This window comes from Novosphingobium sp. KN65.2, assembly GCF_001368935.1.
Classification (GTDB): domain Bacteria; phylum Pseudomonadota; class Alphaproteobacteria; order Sphingomonadales; family Sphingomonadaceae; genus Novosphingobium; species Novosphingobium mathurense.
This window is the reverse complement of record NZ_CCBH010000226.1, coordinates 1-11,812: the sequence shown is the minus strand read 5'-3', so window position 1 is coordinate 11,812 and position 11,812 is coordinate 1. Positions and strand designations below refer to the sequence as shown.

General features: G+C 59.5%; 12 protein-coding genes. 5 read left to right on the top strand and 7 right to left on the bottom strand.

The window, feature by feature from the left end; genetic code table 11:
• The first annotated feature begins 12 nt into the window (after positions 1-12).
• Complete coding sequence (locus SPHV1_RS23775) at positions 13-453, top strand: Rrf2 family transcriptional regulator (RefSeq protein WP_082431147.1); 441 nt, start codon at positions 13-15, stop codon at positions 451-453.
• Between the two features lie 192 nt (positions 454-645).
• Here SPHV1_RS23775 and SPHV1_RS23770 read toward each other — a convergent pair whose 3' ends face one another.
• The 3 genes from SPHV1_RS23770 to SPHV1_RS23760 all read right to left on the bottom strand — a co-directional run bounded on the left by SPHV1_RS23770 (position 646) and on the right by SPHV1_RS23760 (position 2,104).
• Entirely contained in the window at positions 646-1,086 is a 441-nt protein-coding gene (locus tag SPHV1_RS23770; protein WP_231634845.1) for a thermonuclease family protein, read from the bottom strand.
• A 139-nt stretch (positions 1,087-1,225) separates the two neighbouring features.
• Complete coding sequence (locus SPHV1_RS23765; protein ID WP_156367450.1) at positions 1,226-1,708, bottom strand: hypothetical protein; 483 nt, start codon at positions 1,706-1,708, stop codon at positions 1,226-1,228.
• A gap of 192 nt (positions 1,709-1,900) precedes the next feature.
• Positions 1,901-2,104: a hypothetical protein gene (locus tag SPHV1_RS23760; RefSeq protein WP_054948468.1), complete on the bottom strand. Its 204-nt coding sequence runs from the start codon at positions 2,102-2,104 to the stop codon at positions 1,901-1,903.
• 353 nt (positions 2,105-2,457) lie between these two features.
• On the opposite strand from SPHV1_RS23760, the gene SPHV1_RS23755 reads away from it, so the two are divergent.
• On the top strand, positions 2,458-2,643 hold the full coding sequence (locus SPHV1_RS23755; RefSeq protein ID WP_156367449.1) for a hypothetical protein: 186 nt from the start codon (positions 2,458-2,460) through the stop codon (positions 2,641-2,643).
• 235 nt (positions 2,644-2,878) lie between these two features.
• Here SPHV1_RS23755 and SPHV1_RS23750 read toward each other — a convergent pair whose 3' ends face one another.
• The 3 genes from SPHV1_RS23750 to SPHV1_RS23740 all read right to left on the bottom strand — a co-directional run bounded on the left by SPHV1_RS23750 (position 2,879) and on the right by SPHV1_RS23740 (position 5,540).
• Positions 2,879-3,919 (bottom strand): nucleotidyl transferase AbiEii/AbiGii toxin family protein, encoded by a 1,041-nt coding sequence (locus SPHV1_RS23750; protein ID WP_054948466.1) that lies wholly within the window; start codon positions 3,917-3,919, stop codon positions 2,879-2,881.
• On the bottom strand, positions 3,912-4,505 hold the full coding sequence (locus tag SPHV1_RS23745) for a DUF6088 family protein (RefSeq protein ID WP_054948472.1): 594 nt from the start codon (positions 4,503-4,505) through the stop codon (positions 3,912-3,914). Before SPHV1_RS23745 ends, SPHV1_RS23750 begins: the two co-directional genes overlap by 8 nt.
• A gap of 429 nt (positions 4,506-4,934) precedes the next feature.
• Positions 4,935-5,540 (bottom strand): hypothetical protein, encoded by a 606-nt coding sequence (locus tag SPHV1_RS23740; protein ID WP_054948465.1) that lies wholly within the window; start codon positions 5,538-5,540, stop codon positions 4,935-4,937.
• 88 nt (positions 5,541-5,628) lie between these two features.
• Between SPHV1_RS23740 and SPHV1_RS25590 the strand changes: the two genes are divergently transcribed.
• A complete protein-coding gene (locus SPHV1_RS25590) occupies positions 5,629-6,417 on the top strand; it encodes a hypothetical protein (protein ID WP_197277802.1) in 789 nt (262 codons plus the stop codon).
• Positions 6,418-6,489: 72 nt separating this feature from the next.
• The gene (locus tag SPHV1_RS23730; protein ID WP_054948464.1) at positions 6,490-9,114 is read left to right on the top strand and encodes an AAA family ATPase; all 2,625 of its coding nucleotides are present in this window, start codon (positions 6,490-6,492) and stop codon (positions 9,112-9,114) included.
• Between the two features lie 370 nt (positions 9,115-9,484).
• Here the strand turns inward: SPHV1_RS23730 and SPHV1_RS23725 are convergent, their stop codons facing one another.
• A complete protein-coding gene (locus SPHV1_RS23725; RefSeq protein ID WP_054948463.1) occupies positions 9,485-10,747 on the bottom strand; it encodes a GGDEF domain-containing protein in 1,263 nt (420 codons plus the stop codon).
• A gap of 496 nt (positions 10,748-11,243) precedes the next feature.
• On the opposite strand from SPHV1_RS23725, the gene SPHV1_RS23720 reads away from it, so the two are divergent.
• Positions 11,244-11,812: helix-turn-helix domain-containing protein (locus tag SPHV1_RS23720; protein ID WP_156367448.1), on the top strand; the 569-nt coding region annotated here is incomplete at its 3' end.

The following is an 11,812-nucleotide window of genomic DNA, read 5'->3' as shown; positions in this document are numbered from 1 at the left end:
GGCCGCTATCGGATACGTACCTATGCGATGCGAACGCTTATGCATCTTGCCGCTCATGGCGAGCGCCTCTGCTCGATCGCTGAAGTGGCGCAAGCCTATAGGATCTCGCAGAACCATCTCATGAAGATCGTGAATGATCTGGTCAGGGAAGGGTACATCGAAGGCATCCGGGGGCGAGGGGGCGGGATCAGGCTAGGCATGCCGGCATCGCAAATCAACCTTGGCCTTCTGGTGCGTCATACCGAAGGAGGATTTGACCTTGTCGACTGCGGCACCTGCATCATATCGCCGGCCTGTCGTTTGACCGGCATCCTCAAGGAAGCGCTCGCAGCCTTTCTGGCTGTTTTAGACCATTATACGTTGGCCGATTTGATGGCCAAGCCCGAGGATTTCGACGCGATTTTTGGCATCGACAGGGCAGATCTTCCTGAAGCTAGTCCTTCTGCTGGATAGGTGGGTCTTCCCGGCAGCGGGGTTCGGTGGAAAGCTGCCAGGAAGATCCATCTAGACATATCGCGCGTATCGTTGATTAACGCCAGACGTTGTAGCGCGTGTGGTGAGAGATTTGTCGTTGTCAGCATGGCCACTGCTGTGCGGGTGTGTGTCTAGAATGCCGACGAGCAGCCAGGTCATTTGGGTTTTCGATCAGTGCCAGACGCGGGCCAGACCCATCGCGACGAGGTGTTGTCCGGCGTCGCGGCCACGGACCGACACTTTTGCCAGCGTTCGCCCATAGCGATCAGTGGCATGACGCGTTAGCTTGATTGGGCCTACCTTGAGAAACGCAGCCAACGCCTCGCGTGAAGCCACGCCCATTTCGTCATCGCACCATGCCGGGTTCTGCGAGTTGTAGAGGCGTTGGACCGAGTAAGGCGAGCACCGCGGCGAGCCTTCGAGCTCCGGCGCGTCGATGTTCTCGATCCGGATCGTTTCCATTCCGCAGCGGATGGTGTCGCCATCATGGATCATGACAACTGGACAATCCGATCCAGCCAGGCGGTCGAATCCCGCGCTAGACGTGACTGCATCCCAGTGGGTCACCACCATGCCGATTACAAACACGGCAAAGAAGCTGGAGGCGATCATCGCGAGCAGATGCCACTTCTCTTGCCGCCGAGCGCGTACAAGCCGCGCGCAGTAATGCGCTCCTGGCTGAACAGGCGCTGCGCGAAATGGCTTCCTAATAGTGCCAGGATTGGATCTTCTTTGCCTCACCCTTGGCAAATTACGTTTCCTTCTCCGAGAACGTCACCGTGGCATGGGGATCGTGCGGTCCCCGGCCGACGCCACCTGTCATCGGCCCTACCACGCATGTCTTGGGATCGAACGATCCTGCGGCATACATGGTGACGGGAGTTCCATCGGGGCCGCTGGTCCGAAACTGCACAACAGCTGAGGCCGCCTTCCCATTCTTTGGAACGACAGCCTGGAAATCCACGAAGTCGAAGGATGACGTGCCCGGCGGCAGCGCCGCGCTCACGCGTTGCACGAGCCCATTGAGGAACGCGGCATTCCGGGATCGGCAAATGTCATTCGGAATTGCTGCGTAGAGATCGGCCTTGCGGATGGAGTAGCTGGTGGGCGCGGTGCTCGGGGCAGGGGCCTGTGTGCTCGATCCGCATGCACAAAGCATCGTAAGCAGCGCAACAGGCCAAGCGGCCGCTCCGCGATTTGGCCTTGTCAATCCAGATCGTTTGCGCGCGCGCATGGTTGCCTCCTCCCCCTTCGCCCCATATCTTTCAGGATCTTCTCTGGCGCAGTCAATGCAGCAAACGTTGGAGAAGACACGAAGGCTGACCTCGTGCACCGGAGGGTGTACGAGGTCAGTGATTGGGTTTGGTTTGCGGTTTCGACGGGGCCTGTACCATCAGAATGAAAAGCTGAACGATTCAATTCAAGATCAGAGCTGGGACTTGCAAAACGACGAGGTCGGCTCGCCCAGATCGGTGCCCCAGCTTTCCATTTGGTCACGCACGATGCCCCGGAGTTTTTGGAGGCACGCGATCTCGGCTTGGCGTTGCGCCGATACCGCGACACGGCTTGAAATAGCCTGTTCGAGCCGTTCTTCCTCTCTGGCAAAGTATGCGAGGATTTTGCTTTGCATGACGCGAGGCTACCCGCTCGATTGCGATCCGAATCTGGCATTCCAGGCTGTGGGCGCCGTGCTGCACCAGTGCCTGTTGTCAGGATAACCGGGCCGGGTGCCGGTATGGGTCACCCAGGAAGACAGTATCGCCTGCTTCACCTCGGGCTCTGGCTGAGGTCTTGGTGTAAACTCATAAGGATGTCGCGAACGGGTGAGGGACATTCGTTTGCCTCCTTCAATCCAGTTTTTTCCTCTCCAGCGGCCTTTCGCCGCGCAGGAGATGTAAGTCTCCACCCGTTCAGGTCAACTCCTCTGAAGGTGTATGGCTCGCAATTTCATGCCTCGGCTCTGGGTCAGTGCAGCTTCACGCCGTGACCAAGCTGCACCTTGGCGGGGATGCTCGCCTTCCACGTCTTGCCGATGCGCTCGAGCGGTACGCCGCAATCATCGCACAGCGCGGCGTCGCCTTCTTCATCCTGACGGCGCAGGTGTTCGTGGGGACCATCGAGTTCAAGGTAACCGCTGATCCTACCCCACGTATCCGTGTGCTGCGCTGAGGACCAAATCCGCAGGAGACGATGAGGAACTCGGCAGTGAAGGATAAGATTGATACTGGGTCAAACGGGGATTTGACGTGTGCGTCGCACAGTGCAATTTCGCGTTTGTCCGACAGTTTGGCGCCCACACGGCGGCGCCACGAGCGCTGGCCGGATGAAGAGCGCGAGGTCGTCAATGAGAAGGTCTATGGATCGAATCGAACTAATAAATCTTCCTCCCCCGGCGGACGGCTTTTCACGAGCCGTTTATCTTCTCCTCAAGCGCCGCAATCTTAGCAAGTATTTCGTCGAATGACGGCGGTTTCTCATCGAACATCATCGGCGCCATGGCCCGGTAGTCGGCGCGCAAGTCCCTGAGCCGCGCCTCGTCAGGCATCAGCCGCAACGTGCCTGGTTGTGTGGTGTCGTAGCTCGCCCAGCCGGAGCGGAAAAAGATTGTCTTGTGCGCGGCCACTTGTGCCAACAAATCGAAATCGGTCGCGGCGGCCTGTCCCTCTGTCGTTTCGAGGAGCATGGCGAGATCATAATAATGCCGCGAGAAATATTGCGGCGTGGGAGAAGTTGCCGGACGGTGCGCTTCCGCATGAAGTGCGGTTGCCTTTTCCCAGAAGGTGCGCCGGGCTGACAGCACCGTGATGCTGGTTTCGGGATGCTCGAAAAAATCGGGATAATCCTCCGCAGCATAAGGGCGAATGAGTTTCTCTTCGGTCGGCCAGGGATCGCCACGCGCACCGAGTTCGAGTTTCACCCGCGGCGTGATGTAAGCCATGCCCGCATATTCGGAGACGGGCAGCGCCGTCGGGTAATGAAAGTTCACCGTCTGGGAGTCTGCGGAATCGATCTCCAGCTTCCACTCACTGTTGGTCGGCTCGCCGAGCTGCCCCACGATCTCGGCGCGGAGCGCCGGAAGAAGCTTGTCGGCGATGTGACGCTCGACGTCACCGACCAGATCATCGATCAGTCGGGCTACCTGCTTCTTGCTGATCCCTTCCTTCTCGGGGTCGCGATCACCGGTATAGCCCAATTCTGCGCGGTCGAAAGACAGATCGATGTCCTCGGAAAAACGTCGGATGGCGCCGAACGCTTTGGAGAGGGACGTCCCTCCTTTGAAGACGAGCGACGCCGTCGTCCCTTTGGGCAGACCAAACAGACGTCTCAGACTCCAGCAAACCCAGAAGTCTTTTTCGATGATCGTGTTGGCGACACCCCGACCGGCACCGGATTCCCCAAAAAGGGCAGCGCGATCTTCGGCCGGCAGAAGGGCGACCTTATCCATCGATATTGGCCGCCGCTGCATTGGCGATCGACACAAGGGTCGGCCGCATCCAGGCGGGTGCCTGAAAGGCAGTCGAGGCAAGCGTCCTCTTGTCCTTGGCCGACAGCTGCTGTGCGGCGATCTGTGCGACATCCGCAGCGCGCACGGGGCCGACATGCCGAAGCGCCTGAACGACCGTACCAGCCGGACTGCCGGGTGCGATCAGATGCTTGGGCGAGGCATGGCGAAGATCCACGACGCGCTTGCCCAGTACCACGCGCCGCGAAGGTCCATCGGTCAGATATGTGCTTTGGGCCGGGACCTGCGCTGAAAGGCCGAGCGCGTTAGCCGCCCGCGCACCGGCAATCTGCACCTGTGAACCGGTCTCGCGCGCGAGCGCCTGGGCAACATCGTCCGGGGCTGGGGATAGAGGCCCGAGCTTCGGATGCAGCTTGGGGAAGTCATATAGCCCGCGTGCAAGGCGGCGAAGCTGGCCTCCTTTGACGAGTCGAGAAAGAGCCTGATCGATGGACGAACGCGCGCCAACGGCGAGAAAGTCGCTGGGCGTGAATACGCTACCGCGCCCGCTCATGCGGACACGCTTCATGACCCGGTCAGGAACAGAGGCGCTAATCGTCTTCATATGTCAGAAAATAGTACATCTTTTTCCGACATGCAATAGGTCGCACCGCTCTTGGCAGATAGCGCTCTATGCAATCCCGATATGCGAGTGCGGGTCTGGCGGTAGCAGGAGAATGCCCCTCACGAAGGAAGTCTGACCGTCTGATCGACTGAGGCGTCGCGGTGATAACCGTCGCTCCCGCGCTGCCTCCGCGATCGGGCGACTCACGACCAGACCCGGTCGTTCAGCCCAGACACGCTGAGCGTCCGCTTATGCCGAAACTTGCCGTTGGCATGTGGCCGATCATCTCGGCCGCAACCGCTAACACCTCGGACGTTCGACTGCTCGATTTTCGTCCCCGAAAGCGCCCGTTCGTACATGGGAACGCGGCGCTGGAGATAAGGCGGGTCTCTCTTACGGGACCAGCGATGCTGGATCGACGGGTACATAGGCTTCCGCCGGCCAAGGTCCGGCGTAACCCGTGATCAGGCCATCCGACGGCAAGTTCATTCCCGCCAATGCCGCCGCCGCGCCCAGGCACCGGCTCAAGTGGCCCCGCAGCTGCTCCAATGCGTCGAAATAGGCCTGCCTGACCTCGCCATCACGATACAATTCGTCGCCTGGGTGCCGAGGGGCACCGCTTCGAGAGAGCCGCTGTTCGAAAGTCAGGAACTGACGGATTGCGGTCAGCATGAGTTCGACGAGACCGGACAAGGCGCCTTGCTCGCTGGCCAGAGCAACGCGCGCATCAACCAGGCGCGCCCGGATTCCCTGCAGCGAGGACAGTGCGGCGTCGATGCATCCGTCGCAGCACTCCTGCGCGTTGAGAACCCGCTTGTCACCCACACGCAGGACGATCTCAGCGGCGACGGCGCGCTCCCTCGCGCTCGGATGGACGTGGACGGTCAGAAACGGCAGAACGACCGCCAGCGCCCCAGGCCTACCATCGGCACTACGCACGAGGTCCCGCAGCGCCGGTTGGATCTGGAACTGGAAAAGGTTCGCGCCACTTCGCATCATGCCAAGGCTATTTCAGCAGCGGCGCATCCGCAACCCATGGCGTCCAGGCCCCATGGAACTACAAACGGACTTGTGGCAGTCCGCGCAAATGAAGAAGCAACAGTCGATCGAGATATTGGCCCGTCAGCGCGAAGCCGCGAAGTGCCTGGCTACGATGAACAGCTCGTCGCCACAGTTCACCAAGTGGTACCGCGACACAGAGATCGCGATTGAGCGGATCTTCGGGGCGCAGAGTCGCAATCTTACCGATTTCCAAGACGTCAGTTTCTCGCTTTCAGTTTGGACGTCCTACACGACGGACGCCGAAATCCACGGGGCCTTCGTGCGGGGGCTCGAGAACGCGATGGCGGTACTGAGTTCGATGATTGACGAGATCCAGGAATACGGGAACGACGATGAAACGGCGGGAATGGAGCCGGACCAGGTCAACCTCATCGAGAAGCTGTGCCTGCGCTTCCATGCCGCGGCGCGGCAGTTGCAGGCGCGCCATGCTGGCCGCGCAACGCTCACGATTGAGGACGAGTACGATACGCAGGACTTGCTCCATGCCATCCTGCGCCTCCATTTCGACGACATTCGGGAGGAGGAGTGGACCCCGAGCTACGCAGGCGCTGCGTCGCGCATCGATTTCCTGCTTAAAGCCGAGCAGATCGTCATCGAGGTCAAGAAAACCCGCGCATCGATGACGGCGAAGAAGCTCGGTGAGGAGCTCATTATCGACCGCGCGCGGTACGAGGCACATCCCGATTGCAAGATCCTCGTTTGCTTCGTTTACGATCCGGAGGGGCGCATCGGGAACCCCGTTGGCATCGAACGCGACCTGGAAGGCCGCGAGGGCAGACTGAAGGTGCGCGTGATCATCGCACCTAAGACTTGAAGCACCTGAAGGGTGAGCCCTCGGCAAATAGAAACATGACCTGCCGCTGCAGGTGAAGATCAGGGACGGAACATGGACGCACAAGTCGACGATCTCTCAAATGAAGCGGCGGCTCTCGCCGACATCCTTAAGTGGTCGACAGACCTGCCGGCTTGGCAGCGCGATGCCTTGCGTCGGCTCTGCAGCCAATCCAAGCTGGAAGCGGTCGACCTGACTACCCTTGCTGCAATCTGCAAAGCGACTGAGCAGGCCGTTCCGCTCGACGCCAGTCACCTTCGGGACCCGGCGGCCAGCAATGCTGTCGTTAGTCTCGGCGCCCTCCATGGCTTGTCGAACGTCAATGCCCTCGCACCCGGCGAGCGCCTTTCATTCGGCAAAGCCGGTCTCACCGTCATTTACGGCGACAATGGTGCCGGCAAATCCGGCTACGCTCGCGTTCTCAAGCAACTTTGCCGTGCTCGTTCGCCAAAGGGCGATGCGATCCTGCCGAACATCTACGCTACCACGTCCGGCATCCCGACTGCGAATATTGAATTCTACATCGGTGGCCAGAAGCGAAATGCATCCTGGTCGCAAGGAAATGCCCCTGATGCCATGCTCTCCGCCGTGAGCGTTTTCGATTCGCGCACCGCCAACGTCCATGTCGAGAACACCAATGACCTAGCCTACACGCCGCTGCCGCTACGTATCCTCGCTGGTCTCGCGCAAGCGTGCCAGGATGTAAAAGCCAAACTGGTCGCCGAGATCAAAGCTCTGAAGGAACAAACACCGGCCGTCCTGTCGGCACCCGATTGCAAACCCAACACCCAGGTAGGAAAGCTCGTCGCAGCCCTGTCCGGCAAGACCAACCCGGAGACCGTCGAAAGCCTGGCGGGTCTATCAACCGAAGAAGAAGGTCGGCTTCAGACCCTTATCGCAGATCTCGCCAGTGACCCGGCGCGGACTGTCCGCCAACTCCAGGGCCTGGAAACCCGCATCAAGGCGATTATCGAGCGGCTCGAAAAGCTGGTTGCCGCCACCGCAGAGGAAAGCCGAACAACGCTCCACGCAGCTCATTCGCGCCTCGCGGCGGCACGCGCTGCTGCGAATGCGGCTTCCGCAAACCTGTTTTCCGACGAGCCCCTGCCCGAAATCGGTTCGGATGTCTGGAAGGCATTGTGGGAGGCTGCGCGCGGATATTCCCGCGCCGCAGCCTATCCCGATAAGCCATTTCCCGTAACCGGTAGCGACGCCAACTGCGTACTCTGCCAGCAGCCACTCGGCGAAGAAGCCTCAAAGCGCCTGAGCAGCTTCGAAGCCTTCGTGCAGGACGAGAGCAAACGCCGGGAACGGGAAGCCGAAGCCGACTATGCGAAGTTGCTGGAGGAAATCTCCTCGCAAGCCGTCTCCATGAATAAGCTGCCGGCAGTCATCGCGCTGATCAGGGACGACGTTGGTCAGGACGATCTTTCAAAAACCATTCGCCGCGAGATCCTTGCCCTGGGCTGGCGCCTGCGCGCCGTCCTGCGGACTCACACCCTGGAAGCTCCCCCGGCGCTCCCGTCTGCCGTCGCCGTGTCATTCGACGCTTTACGCTCAATCCTTGCCGACCTCGCAGCGCGCGCGGTAGCGCTGCAGTCGGAAGCGAGCTCCCCACAACGCGCCGCTCTCATTGCAGAACGCGACGGCCTTGCTGACCGAAAGTGGCTCGGTGTCGTAAAGGCCGATGTGCTTGCGCAAATCGACCGTCACAAAGCTATCGACGCGCTTGAGAAAGCGGGCAAGGACACTGCCACGAACAAGATCACGACGCAGAGCACGCGGATCGCGCAGGCGCTGGTCACCAATCGCCTGCGTGGAAGATTTGCCATCGAGGTAGACAAACTCGGCGTCGCGGGACTCGCCATCGAGCTCCAGCAAGCAAAGACGAGCGCAGGCGTGCCTTTCTTCCAGGTCCGCCTCATCAACAAGCCGAATGAACCGGTCGGCAAGGTTCTGAGCGAAGGCGAGCATCGCTGTGTCGCGCTCGCCGCCTTCATGGCCGAACTATCGACCATCGATGCACAATCCGCCATCGTGTTCGACGACCCGGTTTCATCTCTCGACCATCAGCATCGCGATAAGGTCGCACTGCGCTTGGCCGAAGCCGGGCAGACCCGGCAGGTGATCGTGTTCACCCACGACATCGCGTTCCTGCTGCTGCTCGATGAAGCCTGCCGCGCGACCAAGGACCGGGATGCGACACCGGTCACCTATAGGTTGATCAGCCGTGGCGGAGAGAATGCCGGCTATTGCCATCAAGAACCGCCAGCCAGCGTCATGCCGCTCGACAAGGTGATCGACGGAATGAACTCCCATCTCGCCAATGTGAAGATTCACCACGAACGCGGCGATCAGGCGAAGTGGCTGCGCGAGGTGACATCGTTCCAGGACCAGCTTCGCACCACCTGGGAGCGCGCCGTCGAGGAGGTTGTCGGCCCGGTGCTTCGCCGCCTGTCCCGGAAAGTGGACACGACAGGTCTCATCAAGCTTACCGTTCTCACCGACAGCGACTGCAACACCATGCGAGAAGCATTCGGGCGTTGTTCAGCTCTGCTCCACAGTCAGCCTGGTGAAATCAACCCGCCGCTGCCCGCACCATCAGTCATCGAAACCGAGATCGAGATGTTAGCAAAGTGGATCGCCGACATCCGAAGCCGTCAGGAGCAGGCCGCGTGATGCCCGCTGACCAAGCATTAACGCTCTGTCAAGCGACCTAGGCCGAATGATGCAGGAGCGATTCTCTGCCGCAATCTGACCGTAATCCTGCTTGGCCGAGTGTCGGCGGTTCAAGAACGTCCGGTTACGGCGTACGCGGACATTCCCAGTCGAAATTCCGACCGGTCGTTTTGTCCCAGGCCACGCCATTCCAGTCAGTCTGCCCAGCGATGAATGGCAAGTTTCAGTGAACGCCGATTCGACCGTGTACGACGGCTGCCGCGGCGAGAACCCGTACACCAGCAGTGGACGGGATTCGCCTCCCAAAGCACAAAGCTCCTGCCCTGACTTTGGTAAGAAATTGTTCCCGAGTTCGGTCGTCACTTTCCAGTCAGTAATGTCGGGTCGGTTGCGGATTAAAGAGCTCGATGCGATTTCTCCCGGCGTCCTTTGCCGCATAGAGGGCTTGGTCCGCTCGTTGAAGCAACTCGTGTATGGTAATGCGATCGCCGTGCGATGCAGCCATTCCAATGCTGACGGTGATTGGTAGGTAACGAGCTTCCGCAACCAGCATTGCTTCGTTGCTGATGGCCTGCCGAATGCGTTCAGCGATCATGCTGCCTTGACGCATGGAACAATCTGGGATCACAAGCGCAAACTCCTCGCCTCCCAGTCGCCCGAATAGATCACAGGCTCGCAAGCAGCGCTTTACCCTGTGTACGAACTCGATCAGCACAGCATCGCCTGCGGCATGACCAAAATTGTCATTGATGCGCTTGAAATGATCGATGTCCATCATGAGCACCAAGGCAACTCCTGTTGCTCCAGTAAGGAGTTCCTCGGCCCGAGCCAAGAATGCACGGCGATTGGCAATGTGCGTCAGCGGGTCGAGGTTCGCCACAGTTTCCAGACCCGCAAAGGCGGATCTCCTCGTTGCACTCGACACAGCCTGCATGACCGGGGAGAGGAGAAGGAGAGAAACCCCAAGCCTGAAGGATACCAGGCTAAAGGAGTCAGGCCCTTGATTTATAGAGGGCAGGTAAACCATGACCCATGCGGACATAACCCAGTAGCCGCTAACGCTAGTCAGCAACGCAGTGACAAAGACCGAATAGGTAAGACCACACCAAAGCAGAGCAGGGACGACAAACAAGATGGCCCCGGGGCCACCGATAAAGACGCCCGCGAGACTGGAAAGGCAAAGCGCGGAAAATGGGGCAAATTCGCTCAGTGTTGGCCGCCGAAAGGGCAAGGCATGGACAGAGGGGGGCGGTGCCGCCAGAATGAGCGGTAGCACGGTAACGAAGTTGGCCAGTTCGGTAACGCACCAGAACTCCCAGCCATCTTTTGCACTACCGCCAAACAGAATAGGATTGGCGATCATACCTCCGAAACCGGCAGCCATTCCACCTGCCAGCGAGCCCAGAAGGAGGAAAGGAACCGACGTCTGGTCCTTCAGCAGCAGAATCGAAGGGGGCAGGCGTCTCAGGACCAGGAAGGCAGCAGCAATGCTGGCAAGGTTCGCCGCGTTCAACAGCACCGCCTTTTGCAGACTTGACCCCGTGAGGAGGTCCGCGGCCAAGAATGCCAAAGCACCTGCCAACCATCCCGAGATGGTCCGGCTTGCTGGCAAGCGCAGCAAAATACCAACCATCAGGGCATTTGCTGGCCAAAAAGTAGCAAGGAGTCCAATGGGCCTGGTCAAAATGCCTAGAAGGCAAGCGGCAAAAACCACTACCGCGAGAGTCCCTGCCGCTGCCGGGCCTTTAGAATCTAGATTCCTTGGCGTCTTCTGCGCTTCTGCTATCTGGATGTTAAGCATCGTTAACCATGACTAACGGCAAAATCGCTAGGCACAAGGCAATTAAGTCCAATCCTTTAGCCTGCCAGGGCGTCGTGGCGAAGGAAGTGAACACGGTCGCTGATACTGTTGAAAGACCCACGTGACTGCAAGCCTTTCGCCATCACACTGGACACAGTTTACATGGACGGCTGTGGTGTCTGTATTTACATAATCCTTATTATCATCTCTAATGTCTGTAAGCGCTAAATAGAAATGTCCCCTCCTGCTATTTAGAAATGTCCCATCGCTTGTGGGCATCAGCAGGTTCGGAGTGGCATGGTTATCCTCTGGTCTGGAGGATGCGCTTATGACGGTGGTGACCATGAGCCATAATGAGCTGTCACGCTTTGATACGCTGCTGCGCGTCAGGCGTCGCGAACTCCGGGTTCAGGACGCAGCGACACTTCTTGGCGTGTCGCGACGACAGGTTAGCCGCTTACTGATGCGACTGGACGCTGAAGGTCCGGAAGGTCTCGTGTCGCGCAAGCGCGGCCGTCCGAGCAACCGCCGGCACAGCGATGCCTTTCGCGAACAGATCGTCGCAATCGTGCGCGATCATTACTCCGATTTTGGCCCGACACTGGCGCGCGAGTATCTGATTGAGCGCCATGGGATCAAGGTAGCGTGCGAGACGCTTCGCCAGCTGATGATCCGGGCCGGCTTGTGGAAGGACCGCGAGGCCCGCCGACCACGGCCCTATCAGCCGCGTTATCGTCGCGACTGCCGCGGCGAGCTGATCCAGGTCGATGGTTCGAAGCACTGGTGGTTCGAGAAACGAGGACCGCAGTGCACGCTGCTGGTGTTCATCGACGATGCGACCAGCGAACTCATGCACCTGCAGATGGTCGAGAGCGAGAACACCTTCGCCTACATGGA

Coding starts and splice junctions, on each gene's coding strand:
- SPHV1_RS23770 (WP_231634845.1), bottom strand. CDS start 1,086: ATGATCGCCTCCAGCTTCTTTGCCGTGTTTGTAATCGGCATGGTGGTG.
- SPHV1_RS23765 (WP_156367450.1), bottom strand. CDS start 1,708: ATGCGCGCGCGCAAACGATCTGGATTGACAAGGCCAAATCGCGGAGCG.
- SPHV1_RS23760 (WP_054948468.1), bottom strand. CDS start 2,104: ATGCAAAGCAAAATCCTCGCATACTTTGCCAGAGAGGAAGAACGGCTC.
- SPHV1_RS23750 (WP_054948466.1), bottom strand. CDS start 3,919: ATGGATAAGGTCGCCCTTCTGCCGGCCGAAGATCGCGCTGCCCTTTTT.
- SPHV1_RS23745 (WP_054948472.1), bottom strand. CDS start 4,505: ATGAAGCGTGTCCGCATGAGCGGGCGCGGTAGCGTATTCACGCCCAGC.
- SPHV1_RS23740 (WP_054948465.1), bottom strand. CDS start 5,540: ATGATGCGAAGTGGCGCGAACCTTTTCCAGTTCCAGATCCAACCGGCG.
- SPHV1_RS25590 (WP_197277802.1), top strand. CDS start 5,629: ATGAAGAAGCAACAGTCGATCGAGATATTGGCCCGTCAGCGCGAAGCC.
- SPHV1_RS23730 (WP_054948464.1), top strand. CDS start 6,490: ATGGACGCACAAGTCGACGATCTCTCAAATGAAGCGGCGGCTCTCGCC.
- SPHV1_RS23725 (WP_054948463.1), bottom strand. CDS start 10,747: ATGGTTGGTATTTTGCTGCGCTTGCCAGCAAGCCGGACCATCTCGGGA.